Annotated in this window: 16 protein-coding genes; 9 read left to right on the top strand and 7 right to left on the bottom strand. The window is 63.0% G+C overall.

The window, feature by feature from the left end; genetic code table 11:
• The first annotated feature begins 14 nt into the window (after nt 1-14).
• From RX328_RS20795 to RX328_RS20780, 4 genes are all read left to right on the top strand, one after another.
• Complete coding sequence (locus RX328_RS20795; RefSeq protein ID WP_312017925.1) at nt 15-2,168, top strand: adenylate/guanylate cyclase domain-containing protein; 2,154 nt, start codon at nt 15-17, stop codon at nt 2,166-2,168.
• 123 nt (nt 2,169-2,291) lie between these two features.
• The gene (locus RX328_RS20790) at nt 2,292-3,071 is read left to right on the top strand and encodes an NAD kinase (RefSeq protein WP_213245666.1); all 780 of its coding nucleotides are present in this window, start codon (nt 2,292-2,294) and stop codon (nt 3,069-3,071) included.
• A 100-nt stretch (nt 3,072-3,171) separates the two neighbouring features.
• Nucleotides 3,172-3,717, top strand: coding sequence for a response regulator (locus tag RX328_RS20785; protein WP_213245668.1), 546 nt, complete (start codon nt 3,172-3,174; stop codon nt 3,715-3,717).
• Nucleotides 3,718-3,737: 20 nt separating this feature from the next.
• Nucleotides 3,738-4,316, top strand: a complete 579-nt coding sequence (locus RX328_RS20780) for an Hpt domain-containing protein (RefSeq protein ID WP_213245670.1) — start codon at nt 3,738-3,740, stop codon at nt 4,314-4,316.
• A gap of 141 nt (nt 4,317-4,457) precedes the next feature.
• Here RX328_RS20780 and RX328_RS20775 read toward each other — a convergent pair whose 3' ends face one another.
• The gene (locus RX328_RS20775; RefSeq protein WP_213245672.1) at nt 4,458-5,633 is read right to left on the bottom strand and encodes a DUF2336 domain-containing protein; all 1,176 of its coding nucleotides are present in this window, start codon (nt 5,631-5,633) and stop codon (nt 4,458-4,460) included.
• Nucleotides 5,634-5,906: 273 nt separating this feature from the next.
• Complete coding sequence (locus RX328_RS20770; RefSeq protein ID WP_213245674.1) at nt 5,907-6,932, bottom strand: transglycosylase SLT domain-containing protein; 1,026 nt, start codon at nt 6,930-6,932, stop codon at nt 5,907-5,909.
• 274 nt (nt 6,933-7,206) lie between these two features.
• Here RX328_RS20770 and mddA point away from each other — a divergent pair, with 274 nt between their 5' ends.
• From mddA to RX328_RS20755, 3 genes are all read left to right on the top strand, one after another.
• Complete coding sequence (mddA, locus tag RX328_RS20765) at nt 7,207-7,992, top strand: methanethiol S-methyltransferase (RefSeq protein WP_249725973.1); 786 nt, start codon at nt 7,207-7,209, stop codon at nt 7,990-7,992.
• 134 nt (nt 7,993-8,126) lie between these two features.
• On the top strand, nt 8,127-8,744 hold the full coding sequence (locus RX328_RS20760; protein ID WP_213245676.1) for a TetR/AcrR family transcriptional regulator: 618 nt from the start codon (nt 8,127-8,129) through the stop codon (nt 8,742-8,744).
• Between the two features lie 4 nt (nt 8,745-8,748).
• A complete protein-coding gene (locus tag RX328_RS20755; protein ID WP_213245678.1) occupies nt 8,749-10,866 on the top strand; it encodes an alpha/beta hydrolase in 2,118 nt (705 codons plus the stop codon).
• Nucleotides 10,867-10,887: 21 nt separating this feature from the next.
• Here RX328_RS20755 and hisI read toward each other — a convergent pair whose 3' ends face one another.
• Together hisI and folE are read right to left on the bottom strand one after the other, a co-directional pair.
• On the bottom strand, nt 10,888-11,316 hold the full coding sequence (gene hisI / locus RX328_RS20750) for a phosphoribosyl-AMP cyclohydrolase (protein ID WP_213245680.1): 429 nt from the start codon (nt 11,314-11,316) through the stop codon (nt 10,888-10,890).
• 30 nt (nt 11,317-11,346) lie between these two features.
• A complete protein-coding gene (gene folE / locus RX328_RS20745) occupies nt 11,347-12,084 on the bottom strand; it encodes a GTP cyclohydrolase I FolE (RefSeq protein ID WP_213245684.1) in 738 nt (245 codons plus the stop codon).
• A 244-nt stretch (nt 12,085-12,328) separates the two neighbouring features.
• On the opposite strand from folE, the gene RX328_RS20740 reads away from it, so the two are divergent.
• Entirely contained in the window at nt 12,329-12,778 is a 450-nt protein-coding gene (locus RX328_RS20740; RefSeq protein ID WP_213245686.1) for an iron-sulfur cluster assembly scaffold protein, read from the top strand.
• A 144-nt stretch (nt 12,779-12,922) separates the two neighbouring features.
• Here the strand turns inward: RX328_RS20740 and RX328_RS20735 are convergent, their stop codons facing one another.
• Nucleotides 12,923-13,864, bottom strand: coding sequence for a hypothetical protein (locus RX328_RS20735; protein WP_213245688.1), 942 nt, complete (start codon nt 13,862-13,864; stop codon nt 12,923-12,925).
• Nucleotides 13,865-14,156: 292 nt separating this feature from the next.
• On the opposite strand from RX328_RS20735, the gene yidD reads away from it, so the two are divergent.
• Nucleotides 14,157-14,453: a membrane protein insertion efficiency factor YidD gene (yidD, locus tag RX328_RS20730; protein ID WP_213245690.1), complete on the top strand. Its 297-nt coding sequence runs from the start codon at nt 14,157-14,159 to the stop codon at nt 14,451-14,453.
• A 34-nt stretch (nt 14,454-14,487) separates the two neighbouring features.
• Here the strand turns inward: yidD and RX328_RS20725 are convergent, their stop codons facing one another.
• Nucleotides 14,488-15,702 carry a hypothetical protein gene (locus tag RX328_RS20725; protein ID WP_213246312.1) on the bottom strand — a complete coding sequence of 405 codons (1,215 nt, stop codon included), beginning with the start codon at nt 15,700-15,702 and terminating at the stop codon, nt 14,488-14,490.
• Nucleotides 15,703-15,704: 2 nt separating this feature from the next.
• A complete protein-coding gene (locus tag RX328_RS20720) occupies nt 15,705-17,075 on the bottom strand; it encodes an APC family permease (RefSeq protein ID WP_213245692.1) in 1,371 nt (456 codons plus the stop codon).
• Between the last annotated feature and the right edge of the window lie 35 nt (nt 17,076-17,110).

The raw sequence follows: 17,110 nt of genomic DNA, 5'->3' as shown, positions 1-17,110 counted from the left end.
CGCCCAGCTTGAGAGTGAGACGCAGCACGCGCGACAGGGTGGCGATCGCCGCCATCGCGCTGGTTTGCGCGGCGGCCTCGGTTTCGCCTGCGGCCCGACCGATCCGCGGGCTCTCCATCGATATTCTTACAGCGCTGCGCTGGGAGGTGTTTGGCCGCAGGCAGGATCCCGCCGCTTCGGCGGCGGTGGTCGTCGCGATGGACGAGGAGAGCCTGCGCACCGCCCCTTTCAAGGACGCGCCGATGCTGACCTGGACCGGCGAGATCGGCCGCGTGCTGTCAGCGACGCTCGAAGGCGGCGCCAAGGTCGCCGGCTTCGACATGGTGATTCCCAAATCCATGGAGCAATCGGAGATACCGTTCGGCGAGGGCACGCTCGGCGAGAAAGTCCGCGGATTTGACCGCGATTTCCTTCGCGCGCTTGCCGGCGCGGCGGCGAACGGCAAGGTGGTTCTGGGAGAAGTCCTGGGCGGCAACCAACCGGTCAGGCCGTCGCCGGGACAGCGCGTCGCGGTACGCCAGCAGTTGAACATCCGCCCGCTCAACGTTCATATCGACAGCGATGATGTATTGCGGCGCCTGCCGCTGAGCTTCACCGTCAACGGGACAAGGGTACCCTCGATGGCGGTCGAGCTGGCCTCGCGGGCGCTCGGCGCCGCGCCCGAGTTCGACGAGCGCGGCAGGCTGACGCTCGCCGGCTACCGGGTTCCCGGCCGGGTGCCGAACACGATGACCCTGAACTTCGAAGGCGGCAGCGACGACATTCCGACCTTCTCCTTTGCCGATCTGCGCGCCTGCGCCGTCAAGAACGACAAGGAGTATTTCCGGCGCTGGTTCGGCGGCAAGGTCGTGATCTTCGGCACCGTGCTCGACATCGAGGACCGCCGCTTCACGTCCAAGCGCTTCGCAACCGGCATCGAAGGCGCGCGCACCCCGCGCTGCACAACCGAGAGCACGCCGATCACCGCGGGTTTCAAGAAGAGCACGATTGCAGGCGTCTATATCCATGCCACCGCAGTCAACAACCTGATCGCGCGCGATGGCGTGGTCGAACCCGGGGCGCTTCCACGCTTGCTTATCGCGACTTTGATTGCTGCGCTCGCCGCGGCCGCCGCCTGGCTGTTCAGGCCCGTCATCGCGTTCGCCGCCTGGACGGGAATGATCGTGCTCGGCGTGGCCGGCGCAACGGTCGCATTCAACCACGCATTGGCGCTTCCGATCGTCGAGCCGTTCCTGGCCAGCCTGACTGCGCTGGCCGCAACCATCGGCTTCCGCTTCGTCGTCGCCGACAAGGACCGCCGCCTGCTGCAGAAGAGCTTCGCGCTCTACCTCGCCCCGCACGTCATCAACCGCATGCTGTCGTCGAGCAAACTGCCGGAGCTCGGCGGCGAAACCCGCGACGTGACGGTGTTCTTCTCGGACATAGAGGGCTTTTCGCTGATTGCGGAGAAGATGTCGCCAGATAGCCTGATGGAGCTGATGAACGAATATCTTTCGGCGATGACCGACGTTATCGAGCGCCACGGCGGATATGTCGATAAATATATCGGCGACTCCATCGTGGCGGTGTTCGGCGCGCCGGCCGACGACCCCGACCATGCCGCTAACGCAGCGCGCGCCGCGCTGGACTGCTGCACGCAACTGGCGGAACTCAACGCCTCCTCCGCCGTGTTTCGCGACTACAAGCTGGCACAGCGGATCGGCATCAATTCCGGCGAGGCGCTGGTCGGCAATTTCGGATCGCGGCGGCGGTTCAACTACTCCGTGATGAGCGACGCGGTGAACCTGGCCTCGCGGCTGGAGGGCGCCAACAAATTCTACGGCACCACCGTGATCGCTTCCGAGACGACGGTTGCGCTTGCAGGCCAAGCCTTCGCCTGGCGCGAACTCGACGCCATCAGAGTGAAGGGACGAACCCAGGCGCTGAAAATCTACCAATTGCTGGCGCTGTCGGCGGGGCTGACGCCCTCGCAGCAGACCGTGATCGCCAACTACGCCGACGGGCTGGCGCACTGGCGGGCCCGCGAGTTCGCGCGCGCCGCAGAGTGTTTCGGCCGTTCGGCCGATATCGACCGGCCGGCATCGCTGTTTGCCGCGCGGGCCCGGGAATTGGCCCAAAACCCGCCGGGCGAGGACTGGGATCCGATCCGGACGTTGCAGGCAAAATGACGTCCCTATGACCGCCGGTTTACGTTACCGGCGCGAAAGTGCCTGACGGCCATCTCGACAAGCCTGTCCAAGGTGTATAGACGAGCGCGGCGCAATCCGGCGCCAGGTATGAGTTCGTCGTCGATGGCCACCCCCAAGCGATACGACCGGATCGCCTTCGTCGCGAGCGCCGGTGCCGAGGCGCAGGCCGCGCTGGCGCAGCTCGTCAAGCTCTACGGCAATCATGACGCCGACGACGCCGACGTCGTGGTGGCGCTCGGCGGCGATGGATTGATGCTGCAGACGCTGCACGCCCATATGCGCTCGGGCAAGCCGATCTACGGCATGCATCGCGGCACCGTCGGCTTCCTGATGAACGAATTCACCACGCACGATTTGCATACAAGACTGGCGGCGGCGCGGGAATCCCTGATCAATCCGCTCTTGATGCGTGCGACCGACGTGCACGGCGTAGTGCATCTGCATCACGCCATCAACGAAGTCGCGCTGTTTCGCCAGACCAACCAGGCCGCACACTTGCGCATCCTGATCGACGAGCACGAGCGGATGGCGGAATTGATCGCCGACGGCATCCTGGTGGCGACGCCGGCTGGCTCCACCGCCTATAATCTGTCGGCGCAGGGACCGATTTTGCCCATCAATGCCGCGCTTCTGGCGCTGACCCCGATCAGCGCATTCCGCCCGCGCCGCTGGCGCGGCGCCCTCCTCCCGAACTCCGCCTTTGTTGTGATCGAGGTGCTCGAGGGTGAAAAGCGTCCGGTCGCGGCCGCCGCCGACCATGACGACGTGCGCGATGTCCGCCGTGTCGAGGTGTTGTCCGACAAGACGATTTCGATGCGGATGCTATTCGACCCCGGCCACAGCCTCGAGGAACGCATCCTGCGCGAGCAGTTCGGGTACTAATTCGGATTCACCGGAGCCCTCCTCACGCCGGCTTGCAACCATTCCTTAACCCGCGCCGCGATATGGTTAACGCCAGTATACCGTTTGGCCGGGCCGGACCATGTATCGCATTGACTTCAACAAGCTGCGGTTCCTGATTTGCGACGACAATCCGCATATGCGCCGCATCCTGCGGACGCTGCTGCATTCGTTCGGCGCGCGCGAAGCCTATGAAGCCGAGGACGGCGCCACCGCGCTCGAAATGTACAGCCACTATGTGCCCGACATCGTCATCACCGACTGGGCGATGCCGATCTTCGATGGCCTCGAACTGGCGCAGATGATCCGGCAGCCGGAATCGAAGGGTAACCCTTACGCGCCGATCATCATGCTGACCGGACATTCGGAGAAGCGGCGCGTCACGGTCGCGCGCGACGCCGGCGTCACTGAATTTCTGGCCAAGCCGATCTCGGCCAAGGGACTCTATCAGCGCATCCTCAACGTGGTCGCCAATCCGCGCCCCTTCATCAAGACCAAGACCTATTTCGGCCCCGACCGGCGGCGCAACACCAACAATGCCTATATCGGCCCCGAGCGCAGGGTCGGTGGCGAGGTGGAAGTCATGCAACAGCCGTCGCTGCTCGACAAGGCGCGGACGAACATCTAGCGCGGCCTGGAGAGACCATCATGGCGAAAGAAAAACCCGGCACGATACAGGTCAAATCGTTTGCCGATCATCACGTGATCACGCAGCCCAATCCGTTGCGCAAGGTATTGCTGCGCGTTCCCGAATCCGATCTCGACGATCCTGTCGGGCGCGCGGAAAAGGCGCTTGCGGGACTATCCGGCGAATTCAAGAACTGGATGGCGATCGAGGCGGACCGGCTCTCGGCCGCGCACGCAACGATTCTCCGCGACGGTTTCACCATCGATAGCCGTGAAGAGCTGTTTCGCGCCGCCCATGACATCAAGGGCGACGCCGCCACGTTCGGCTTCCCTTCCGCCGGCGCCGCCGCCGAAAGCCTGTGCCGCATCATCGAACATGCGCCTGATCTCGACCAGGTCCCATCCGAGCTGATTACCCATCACATCAACGCCATTCAGGCGATCGTGCGCGAACGCACCAAGCTCGACACCGCCGTGATGGCGAGCGCGCTGAGTAAGCAGCTCCGCGGCGTCGCGGATGAATTCCTGCTCAAGGTCAACCGCGACCGCCCCGAGCATCTCGAAGCGATCCTGGCGCCGAGCATCGTGCCGGCGGAGTAAGTCCTCCCGTCATTGCGAGCCAACGGGTCGCGCTAATGCGCGCCCGATGACAGGCTCCGCGAAGCAATGCATCGCGCCGCATATGTGGACGATGGATTGCTTCGTCGCTTACACTCCTCGCAATGACGGTGAGATCGAGAGCTACGCCGCGATCAGATCGCGCACGGCCGGCACGAACGCTTCGTCGGCGACCAGTTCCTCGCAGAACAGGCGGGCTTCCTCGCGCGCGGACTCGGTTGCGAAGCGCCGCAGCAGGATCAACAGCGGCTCGGCAGACTTGCGGTCGGTCTCGCAATGGGTCAGCACACGCTCGACCATGCGGCGACGCAGTCTCGCGGCGCCGCCGATCGTGTCGACAAAGCCGGTCTCATGGCTGACCTCGAGCGCGATACGGAACGCGCCGAACGTGGATTCGGGAAGGCCCGCGCGGATCAGGAGCGCCTGCAGGCTGGCGCCACCGCGGTCGTGCAGCAGCGCGGTGACGCGGGCCAGCGGCAGGTCGGCGAGTTCGGCAAGCGCCGCATCGAACAGTTCGAGATTGCCCGACAACAGCGCGCGCAGGATCAGGCCTGCGGTCAGTTGCCCGGTGGCACGCAGGTGCCGCACCAGGCCCAGCATGTCGTCGCCGCGCGAACGCGCCGCGATGTTCACGGCCGAGCGCTCGCGCGCCTCGTTCGCCAGCCGGCCTGCCCGGTCGGCGCTCAGCCAGTTACGGGCGACGACGAATTGCGCCAGCGTCTCGGAGAGTTTCGCGACCAGCGCCACGCGGGTGGCGGCGGGCAGGCCTTCCAGCACCAGCATCGATTCCCTGATTGCGGCGAGATGGCCGTGGCGTTCGACGATACGGTCCCAGGAAAACGGCGCCAATTCCGCGTAGGCATTCTCGATCAGTTCGAGCGCCGCGGCCGCCGAGCCGACTTCGGCAATCGCAGCGGAAACCGAGGGCGGCAGGTTGATGCGGCGGGCGATTGCGCATTGCATGTCGCTGTTGCCGGTGGCGACGATGTCGACGAGGTCGGCGTCGATCAGAAGCGGCGAATGTTCGAGGATGGGAAGCGCGATCGAGGGCTGGTCGAGCGAGAGCGCCTGCACGATCGCAGCCGGCGCATCCGAGCTGCGCGCGAAGACTTCCGACATCGCCTGGCGCACCAGTGGCGACGGATCATCGAGCAGCATCAACAGCGCGCCTTCAGCGGCGCTGCGATCGTCCTCGCTGAGATCTGAAATCAACCAGGCCCGCGCCAGTGCCCGCGTCGCCTCTGCCCGCTCGCCTGCCGGGGCGGTACGAATCCAACTGATGAACTGCCGAACGATCATGGTCCTGGCTACGCAACCTGAGACGACACCGTGACGCGGTGCCACTATTAGAAAAAATAAACCATGACGCTTAACAAAGGGTTCACCATAAACGGCTGGTTTTATTGACGTTTTGTTAAGGGTGCGAGGACGGCCTACTGCGTCGTCCTCATCCTGAGGAGCGCGGAACGCGCGTCTCGAAGGATGAAGGCCCGACTGGGGCCGCATGGTTCGAGACGGCGCTAACGCGCCTCCTCACCATGAGGGTCAGCCGTCGAACATGCCGCTGCAATCTCAGCTACTGAACGTGCCGCTGCGGTCGCTGAAAAGATCGAGCCTTCCCGGTGCGCGGACTTCGGGCTTATGTCCCGACAATACGGTGCTCGCGGAGGCAACTGACGCCGACGACGAATTGCCGCCCCACAATTCCTGCACGGCCAGCGAAATCGGCTGCGTGCGTTCACCCGCCTGAAACAACGAGCGGAAGATCGGCTCCGTTGACGCCGAAGCAGCCTGCGACGTCGGGCCTGTCGGCGTCACGGCGCGCGAATCCGGGAAGCTCGAGAGATAGGAGGCGTTGTCGATCGCCATCGCTGCCGGCGCGGCGCTCGCGACCGTGACGCGCCGTGGCAGATCGCCGCCGGCCGCCGCCATCGCCGTGCGCGTCACCGGCGAACTGGCGGCAGCCGCATAGCGCGTGCTCAGCACCGAATAGACCTGCGAGACGCTGCGCGGCTGCCCGGAGCGGTCATAGAAGATCGACTGGTTGGCCGCGGCTGCCGCTGGAAACATTCGCGCCGCAGACGCGTTCGGATTGTCCTCGGCGTTCTGGATCAGCTTGCCGGCGCCGCCGACGCCCATGAAATGCGCCATGTAGAGTTCGGCATCGGTCGGGCGGCGGCCGATCTTGCCGGTCAGTTTGAAACTGTTGGATTGCGTCAGCACCGCCGCCATCGATGAGGCGGCCTCGGGATCGTCGCGCAGCCGCATGATCGCGGCGCGTGCCGCGGGATCGTCGACCGAATAGCTGCCGGACGGATTCTTGGTGATGGCGTCGGCATATTTACCGTAGCCGAGATGGGCACCCGCCTCCTTCACCGTGCCGAGCCAGGTCTGGTCGATGAACTGAAACAGCCCGCGCGCCGACGAGGTGGTTGCGGCGGCCTTCGGGTTGAAATTGGATTCCATCTTTGCGGTGGCGAGCAGATATTCGAAGCTGGCACCGGTGGTGGATGCGGCCTGCTTGATCGAGCCCGCGATCCTCGCGCGCGCGGGATCGACACCTGCCGCAGCCGTGGCGTTTGATGTGTCGACCGCCATATCTGTGGTGCCCCGCTCCTCGCGAAACCTCGCGCGAGCTCGTGAACGCCGCCAATCCGGCGCCTCACCGACCCAGCCTGAGCCATTTATGGTTAATGCCGGGTTAAAATGCCGCATTTCCAACATAAAGCGGAATGAACTTTTCGGTCGTTCGACCGACTGAATATTTGACGTTGGATCTGACCGGCTCGCAAACGAGGAGAAGTTCCGGGCAATCACGACCGTCCGCACTGAAAGCAAGGCTTCCGCAGTGTTCCCAGAGAGGATCAAGATCATGACAGACCATGCACTCCACTCCCCTCCCGCAAAGACCCTAACCGGCGGCTTGACGGCTATGCTGTACGGCACGCTCACGTACTTGCTGTTTCTCGGTACATTTCTTTATGCGATTGCCTTTGTCGGCAACTTGCCGGTACCGAAGACCATCGATAGCGGCACCCCCGGGCCGCTCGTTCCCTCGCTGCTCATCAATGTCGTCCTGCTTGGCTTGTTTGCAATCCAGCACAGCGTAATGGCGCGTCCCGCCTTCAAACGCTGGTGGACGAGAATCGTGCCGCAATCCGTTGAGCGCACGACCTTCGTGCTGTTGGCCAGCCTCTCGTTGCTGCTGCTCTACTGGCAATGGCGGCCAATGACCGGCGTCATCTGGTCGGTGACCGATCCAGTTGCGGCAATTGTGATTGAGACGATCTTCTGGATCGGCTGGGTGGTGGTGCTCGCCAGCACCTTCATGATCAACCATTTCGAGTTGTTCGGCCTGCGCCAGGTGCTGGCGCGGCTTCTCGGGCGCGAGTTGCCCCCGGCCGAGTTCAAAACGCCGATGTTCTACAAGGTGGTCCGGCATCCGATCTATCTCGGCTTCCTGCTTGCGTTCTGGGCGACGCCAGTGATGACGTTCGGTCATCTGCTATTCGCCATCGCCACTACCGGCTACATCCTGATCGGCATCTGGCTCGAGGAGCGCGACCTGATAGCGCTGTTCGGCGACCAGTACCGCCGCTACCGGCAGCAGGTCTCGATGCTGATCCCGCTGCCGCGACACAAGGCGAAGGTTGGATGACATCTGTTTCACGGTGCCCGGCCCAGCTCCGGGCACCGGTTTTGCGACCAGTAGAGGGTTGAAACGGCAAGGCTGGCCTTCTCGGCCGGAATGCATGTAGCGTCTTTGACGCTTCCATCACATCATGAGGTACCATGGCGCGCGCGGCAGTGAAGAAGATCGAAACCAGCACGAGCTTGCTCGAAGCTGCCAAGAAGGTGTTGCGCCGCGCCGGCTATGCCGGACTTTCCACTCGCGAAGTCGCTGCAGAAGCGGCCGTGCCCTTAAGCCAGATCCACTACCATTTTGGCTCCAAGCAGAACATGGTTCTGGAGCTGTTCGAATATCTCAATGCTCAACTGCTCGACCGGCAGAACAGGCTGTTCGAAGATCCATCGCTAAAACTGTCCGAGCAATGGGACCGCGCCTGTGATTACCTCGATGAGGATATCGCCTCCGGTTATGTGCGGGTGCTGCAGGAGCTGATCGCGGTGAGCTGGCATGACCCGGAAGTAGCAAAGGTGATCCGAGCCGGCCTCATGGGCTGGATCGACCTGATCGTAGGCGTGGTACGGAGGACCGAACAGATGATCGGGCCGCTCGGGCCGTTCTCGGCGGAAGAGGTCGGCGCGATCGCCGCCTCCAGTTTCATCGGCGGCGAAAGCCTGTTCCTGCTGGGACTGGAAAAAAAAGGCGCTCCGATAAGGGCGTCGCTGCGGCGCGTCGGAGACCTCATCCGGATTGCGGAAGGATCTTCACCAAAAAAGAGGTGATGCCATGCGCGCAAAATTGCCCGACAGCGAGGGTTTCATCGCCCGCGACGGCGTCAAACTCGCCTACGAAATCTACGGCACCGGCGCAGAAACTATTCTGTTTATCCCGCCATGGAGCATCGTCCACTCGCGGATCTACAAGGCGCAGCTTCCCTACTTCAGCGAACGTTTCCGCTGCATCGCCTATGATGGTCGCGGCAACGGCAAATCCGATCGACCGGAAGACGTCACTGCCTACACGCTCGACAACTACCTCGCCGACGTGCTTGCCGTGATGGACGGCCTCGAGGTGGAGCAAGCTATCCTGGTCGGACTTTCGTTTGGCGGGTTGCTCGCTTCCATTGTCGCGGCCTATCACCCGACGCGTGTGCGGGCAGCCATCCTCGCCGGCACGGTCTCGACCATCGGACCCGCGCACCAGGCGAGATTTGCGGCCTCGCATTTTCTCGCCGAGAGAGACAGTTACGACGGCTGGGACAAGTTCAACCGTGACTATTGGCTGAAGAATTACCCCGATTTCGCGGAGTTCTTCGTTCGCAATATCTGCAACGAGCCGCATTCGACCAAACAGATCGAGGACGGGGTCGGTTGGGCTGCCGAGACGGATGGACCAACCCTGATCAAAACGGTCGAAGCCCGAAACATTCCTCCCCAATTCGACGTCAGCGCGGAAATGTACCGCAGCATCCGCTGCCCGGTTCTGTTCATCCACGGCGACAACGACCAGATTCAGCCCTACGAGCGCGCCAGGGCGGCGCACGCCGCGGTGAGCGGCTCGGAGTTCGTAACGATCAGAGACGGCGGTCATAACCCACTCGGGCGGTATCCGGCAAAATCAAACGCGCTGATCAACGACTTCATCGATCGCCGTCTTGCCATCCGCCCGCCTGCACGTGAGACCTTGCCGCACAGTGCACGGCAAAAGCGCGCCCTCTATCTCTCCTCGCCGATCGGTCTCGGCCATGGCCGCCGCGACATCGCCATCGCCCGCGAGCTGCGCCAGCTTCATCCTGACCTCACGGTTGACTGGCTGGCGCAAGATCCGGTCACGCGTCTGCTCGAGGCCGGCAACGAGCATGTTCATCCACTAAGTGCGAGGTTGGCGAGCGAAACGCAGCATATCGAGCTCGAAAGCGGCGAACACGAATTGCACTGCTTTCAGGCGCTCCGCCGCATGGACGAGGTGCTGATCAAGAACTTCATGATCTTCCAGGACGCCGTCCAGCAAGGCGCTTACGACATCGTGATTGCGGACGAGGCCTGGGATATCGACCACTACTGGCACGAGCACCCCGAGCTGAAAAAGGCAAAACTCGTTTGGTTGACCGACTTTGTCGGCTACGTGCCGATGCCGTCCGGCGGCAAACATGAGGCGCTGCTAACGGCCGACTACAATGCCGAGATGATCGAACATGTCGAGCAGCATCCTGGCGTGCGCGATCGAGCGATTTTCGTAGGCCACCCTGAAGACGTGGTGCCGCTATCGTTCGGGGCGGATCTGCCGCTGATGCGCGATTGGGTACCGAGGCACTTCGATTTCGCCGGCTACGTTATCGGCGAGCACCCCCAAAGCTTCGGCAGCCGCCAATTTCTTCGCGAAGCGCTGGGCTACCGGAACGCCGAGCAGATTTGCATCGTCACCGTCGGCGGCTCGGGGATCGGGGCTCACCTGATCAAGCGCGTCCTGCAGGCCTATCCCATTGTGAAGGCCAAGCTGCCGGCGTTGCGCATGGTGGTGGTCGCCGGTCCCCGCATTAATCCAGCGTCGCTGCCGGCGCCGGAGAGCGTCGAGATACGGTCGTTCGTCGCCAATCTCGACCGGCATCTCGCAGCGTGTGACATGGCGCTGGTTCAGGGCGGGCTCACCACATGCATGGAGCTCACTGCCGCCGGGACGCCGTTTGTCTATTTTCCACTGCGAAACCATTTCGAGCAGAACTTTCACGTCGCCCACCGGCTCCGCCGCTATGGCGCAGGCATCCAAATGGACTTCGCTTCGTCGACCCCCGATATGATCGCCGACGCCATGATGTTGGCTATGTCGAGGCCGGATAGACCGAAACCGGTCGAAGCCGATGGTGCGAGACGCGCAGCCGCTATGATCGGTGAGCTGTTGGCGTGACCAGCCCGGCATCAACGCCAGCTATTTCCGATAAACATTGTTCGGATCGAACTGCCGGTCGGCATCGACGAACGTCAGCAGCGCACCGCCCCCGGCGGCGTCGATCTTGCGGTAGAAGCAGGAATGCCGCCCGGTGTGACACGCAGCGCCCTGCTGCTCGACGCGAATCCAGATGGCATCCTGATCGCAATCAATGCGCAGCTCGACCACGCGCTGGGTCTGACCTGACGTCTCACCTTTTCGCCACAACGCGTTGCGCGACCGGCTGAAGTACCAGGCATCGCCGCTTGCGATCGTCTTGCGCAGCGCTTCCTCGTTCATGTGCGCGACCATCAGCACGTCGCCGGTCGCGGCATCGGTCGCCACACAGGTTACGAGACCGGACGCGTCGAACTTGGGCTGGAAGGTCAGCCCCTCTTCGCGTTCATCGGTCGTTGCGGATGTGGACACGGCAGGGCCTCGCGGAGAATTTCGGCGAGGCTACCGGTTCGGCCCTCGCACCAGGGACAGGAAACGCTGCTGCTCCGCCGGATTGTCGCGGAACATGCCGGTGAACCGGCTGGTGAACGTTATCGCGCCATGCTTGGCGACGCCGCGCACCGACATGCAGGTATGCTCCGCCTCGATCAGCACGGCAACGCCGCGGGGTTTCAACACCTCGTCGATCGCGGCTGCGATTTGGGCCGTCAGGTGCTCCTGGGTCTGCAGGCGGCGGGCGAAGATATCGGTGAGCCGCGCCAGCTTCGACAGCCCCACCACCCGCTCGACCGGCGTATAGGCGATATGCGCCCTACCGTAGAACGGCATCATGTGATGCTCGCATTGCGAGGTGAATTCGATGTCGCGGACCAGGACAAAATCGTCATAGCCGGCGGTTTCGCCAAAGGTGCGGTCCAGCACCTCGGCCGGGCACTGATGATAGCCCTGATAGAGCTCGTCGAAGGCTTCGACCACGCGGCGGGGCGTATCCAGCAAACCCTCGCGATCGGGGTTTTCGCCGATATAGCTTAGCAGCGTGTGCACGGCGTGTTCGGCCTCGGCGCGTGACGGGCGCGGCAGGTCGGCGCGGACGGCAGCGGCCAGAAACTCGGCCGGATCGAGCTCGGCTGAGCGGGTTTCCGGGGCCACGTCGGGCGATTTCACTTCGGAAGGCTTCAAATCGGAAGGCTTGACTTCGGAAGGCTTGCCAGGGCGGAGGGATTTGATCAATGCGTCCATGTCTTCTCCGTTCGACCGGCCTGCAGAGACCGGAGTGTCACCGGGCAGACGGGGCGGTTTTGCCGCCGGGCGCCTGAGTCCCATCCACAACACGCGGACGGCCGAACTGGTTTCCATGTCTGGTCCATGTCCGTCCGCCCAAGGCAAACGGCCGGGCTGTTTTTCCGCCGTTCCTGTCCATATATAGGACGATGAAACCCAGCCGCCAAGGGCGCTTGGATCGCCGCCCGGGACACTGATTCTCATGCTGAACGACATCTACAACAAGCGGATCATTGAACTAGCGGGCAATATCCCCCGCCTCGGCCGCCTCCCCGACCCCCACGCCAGCGCCACCGCCCACTCCAAACTGTGTGGCTCGACCGTCAAGGTCGACCTCAAGATGGACGGGCCTGTGGTCAGCGACTTCGCCCATGACGTGAAGGCCTGCGCGCTCGGACAAGCCTCCTCCTCGATCATGGCAAGCCATGTGGTCGGCTCGACGGCTAGCGAGTTACGTGAATTGCGAGAAATCGTGCGCAAGATGTTGAAGGAAAATGGCAGTCCCCCGCAGGGCAAATGGGCCGACATCGCCCTGCTCGAGCCGGTGCGCGACTACAAGGCCCGCCACGCCTCGACCATGCTGACATTCGACGCCGTGGTCGACGCCATCGGCCAGATCGAAGCCAGGGCAAAGCAGCCGGCGCAGGCGTAAGGGGAACTTCCCGCCCAACCGTATCCTGTCATGCCCGCGAAGGCGGGCATCCAGTACGCCGGGAATTCTCGATCAATTACAGATGCCGCGGCGTACTGGATCATCCGCCTTCGCGGATGATGACACTCTTTAAGCGGATAAAGCCTACTTCTGCGGCTGAGCCGGCTGAGCCGGCTGAGCCGGCTGCGCCGGCGTGGTCGCAGAGCCGGTCGGAACCGCGGCTTCGGCAGTCTTGGTCGATTTACCGGTCTGCTGTTGCGCGTCGCCCTCCATCGCGGAACTGACGAAGCGATCCTGCGGCTTGGAAGGCTTCGCCTCGGCCATCGGTACCGACGCATTGTCCTGCGGGAACACGTCGGCGGCTGCATCGGTCGTCACGAGATTGGTCAGGCGCAATTCGCCGTGTGACAATTTGTGCAGATCTTCCCACGGCGGCACGCTGAGCGCGAGCGACAGCAAATCGCCGGTGCCGCCCATGTCGAAGGTGAATTTCGCAAGCCGACCGATGTCGCGCTCCACGATCATCAGGTCCTGCGCGCTGTAGCTTGCGGCCTTGGCGTCGTCGGCGCGATCGCCCATCCAGATCTGGTGCACCCGGACATGTGCGGCGGGCGGCACGTAACGTGTCTTGCCCGACAGCAGCAGGAACACGCACATCGACTCGCAATAGGCTTCCGGCACGACGCTCACGCGTTCGCCGAGCGGGGTCTTGGTGCGCACAGTTGAGCCGACGGTCGTCAGCGCGCCGAGACTGCGGAACCGCCGGCCAAGCGCGATGGAATCGTTGACCGAGCCGCCGCTGGAATCCAGCACGATGGTCGCGCCGGCGAGCTGGCGACCCTTGGCGAATTCATCGAACTCCCGCGGACTATCCGCTGTGACGATGCCGACCGCCGACACCCAGCCCCTGCAATCCGGCTGGCATGCATTCCACTTGAAATGCATCGGCTGTTTGCGTTCTTCGAGGGTGCCGCCGGCATGAGCCGAATTGCCCAGCATCGTGATCGCGCCAGGCAGTGCGAGACAGAAGGCAGTGGCACCGAGAAGCGCCAGGCCGCGAAATTTCAGCGAAGTCACAAACCTCAATTTGGATCCTTCCCCCAAGCCCCGTCTACGACGGGCGGCAATGGCCCCGTTTTAACGCGAGATGATTCTGTCATCGATCCGTATGAAAACGGTAACTGTGCTGACGTGTGTCGTCCATAATACCTTGGCTTGTTGCGTCAGTTTGCAGTGCGATAATTGCGAACTGTGGCTAAATATCTGCACGAATTGAGTTCCTTGCTTGGGAACTCCCGCGAAACTACGTACATAGTCCCGCATGGCTCCGGCAGATCATTCAGCGTCACAGCGAAAACAATGCACAGATTGTGCCAGCATGGTCCGTCGTCTGCCGCGAAATGCAGGACGCGCACTGATCTGGATCTATCGGCACTCGCTGTCATTGCTGGTCGGTTACAATTGCCGGCATCTGCCGACCTGCTCGGTGTATGGCGATGAGGCGATCGAACGTTTCGGTTTGTGGGGCGGCGGCTGGATGACGTTGGCGAGGCTATTACGCTGCCATCCGTGGGGCACCTCCGGCATCGATAACGTGCCGCTCACCACCCCGCCGGGGGCACGATGGTATCTGCCGTGGCGCTACGGACGTTGGCGCGGCGTCAATCCCTCGTGAATGCGACGCTCGCGGCAAGCCTGGATTCCGCCGCTCAACGCCAGAAGAAAAATCCGGCTCTCGGCTGCGGTCCGACATCCGCCGGCGGTCGCGGCCGGCGCGGACGCGGCGGCGGTGGCGGCGTCTCGGCTGACGGCGTGACTTCGGAGGTGGCCGTGCCGTCATCGGGCAATCTCACCGACAGCAGCACATTGGATTCAGCCGTGCGCCAGCGATAGCCGATGCCGAAATCGATCGGCTGAGCGCGGCGGAACAGTGCGGCGTAGGATTCCTGGTAGCGCTCGGGGAACTCGTCGATCGGTCCCAGATAACGGCCGAACGGGAAGAAGCGCCACTTCTTCTGATTGTAAAAAGCGAGCGGAATTCCAGAATCGTCCTGAATGATGGTGGCGCTGTTGGCGAGCAGGAAGTCGCGCACGGCGGTGAAGTTAGCGGAGTGCAGCAGATAGGACGCGCTTTTGATCAGGCTGTTGCCGGGCGCGAGCGTCGCACAGAATTTCAGAAAACCGCTCGCCTTGACGCCGGAGTTGGATAGATCGGTCGAGAAATAATACAGCGTCTTGTCCTGACCGTCGGGGTCCACGAAGATGATGCGCACGCCGCGCACGGCATTCGGCCCGGGATTTTCGCGTGCGAAATACGCCGCGCCCTTGTCGTCCAGCGAGATCGGACTAACGCTCTTCACCGTCATGCCCGAGCGCGCCAGGAACACGTAAAGGATCGGCAAGGTGCCGCTGATCTGGCCCGCCTGCAGATCGGTCTTCATCTGCTTGGTGATGAAGAAGCTGAAGCTCAGAATCGAACTGAGCGAACGTTCGACATTGTAGAGCGCGGACGCGATGCCGCCGCGCGGCAATCGAGTCAGGTCGGGCACCGAGCCGACCGGCTCGAGCGCACTCAATACGTACGTCGATGCCTTCGAATAAAAGGCGTTCGCGTAGAGAAAGTCCGGGCCTGAGAACATGTAGAACATGGTCGGCTTCGGCGCCGCCAGATTGGTATCCGCCCAGGCGCGGATTCGCGATATCTGGCGCTGCTCGAGTTGGCCGAACGCGGTGTCGAAGAATTTGGCGTGGCGTTGCCAGGCAGGATCTTTGGTGAGCGGCGCCAGCGGCGAGTCCGCCGACGGCATCATGCCCGCGAGAAATTTCGCTGTGTCGTCCTCCGTTGCGGTTTGGGCATGGACGGCAGCCACGGCCGCCAGCAGCATGAAAGCAGCAACCGCCGCCGTTCTCAGACAGTGCAGCATGCTCATTCGCGCCCCGCTGCCGCCACAGGGACTTGATCTGCCCGCGTGCCGAAGACGGCGTAAATCAAGAGACCTGAAAACATGATCAAAAGACCCAGCAGCGACTGCAACGGCCGTTCGGTCAGAAGGTAGTACATCATGAACCCGGTCACGAGCAGGAAAACCACAGGGGTTACCGGGTATCCCCAGGCACGGTAGGGCCGCGGCAGATCCGGCTGCATGATGCGCAGCTTGATCACCCCGAGCACGGTAAAGAATGAGCAGAACAGCAGCGCGAACTGAATGAAGTCGAGCACCGCCTCGAAGCTGCGCGTGAGCAGCATCAGGCTCGCGACCGTAAGCTGAAACAGAATGGCGTAGGCCGGCGCACCGCTGGCCGACCGGCTGGCGAACGGCCGCAGCACCGGAATATCCTCGCCCATAGTCATCATGACGCGCGGCCCGATCCACATCATGGCGCTGATCGAGGAGATCAGCCCGAAGCAGATCATCGCGCCGACGATGCGGCCGCCGAACTCGCCGAAGATGTAGCTGCCGGAGATGCGGGCGACATCGAGCTGGCCCGCAAGCTTGTCGATCGGCGCGGTGTGCAGAAACACGGCGTTGAGCGCGACATACAGCACGAGCACGATCAGTGTTCCGACCAGCATCGCCCGCGGCACGTTGCGCTCCGGCAGCCTCACCTCGCCGATGATGTAGGTTGCCGCGTTCCACCCTGAGAACGAATACATCACAAATACAAGGCTGATCGCGAACGGTGCGCTGACGATATGGGTGAAGTCGGAAGCTGACGGCGCGAACGACACCGGCTGCGCGGTGCCGATCACGAAGCCGCAAACCAGGAAGGCTACGATCAGCACTACCTTCAGGATGGTCGCGACCAGTTGAAAGGTCGAGGAGTGCCTGATGCCGGCGAGTTGCACCAGCGACACCAGCCAGACCACGCCGATCGCAAGTGCCAGCGGCGGCGTGTTGGGCAGCACCGACTTGCCGTACTCGCCAAACGCCATGGCGGCGAGCGCCACTGGCGCTGCAAAGCCGACCGTCGCCGACACCCAGCCCGCCACAAAACCGAAGGCCGGGTGATAGGCCCGGCCGAGGAAGTTGTACTCACCGCTCGAGCGCGGAAACATCGCGCCGAGCTCGCCGTAGGAAAACACCCCGCACAAGGCGACGATGCCGCCGACCGTCCACAGCAGCAGGATGGAAAAGCCCGAGGGGATGTCCTTGACCTGAAAGCCGAGGCTGGTGAAGACGCCGACACCGACCATGTCGGCAACTACGATGGCAACCGCCACCAGGACCGAAACGGTGGAGCCGCTGCCGGAGCGCGAGCCAGGCCAGGCCGGGCTTCCCGTTTCTGATGCCGCCATCTCGGACCATACCTTCAGCGCCCAGCCACGAGCTC

The sequence above is a fragment of the Bradyrhizobium sp. sBnM-33 genome, assembly GCF_032917945.1.
In the GTDB taxonomy this organism is placed as follows: domain Bacteria; phylum Pseudomonadota; class Alphaproteobacteria; order Rhizobiales; family Xanthobacteraceae; genus Bradyrhizobium.
This window is presented reverse-complemented; position numbering and strand designations above follow the sequence as displayed.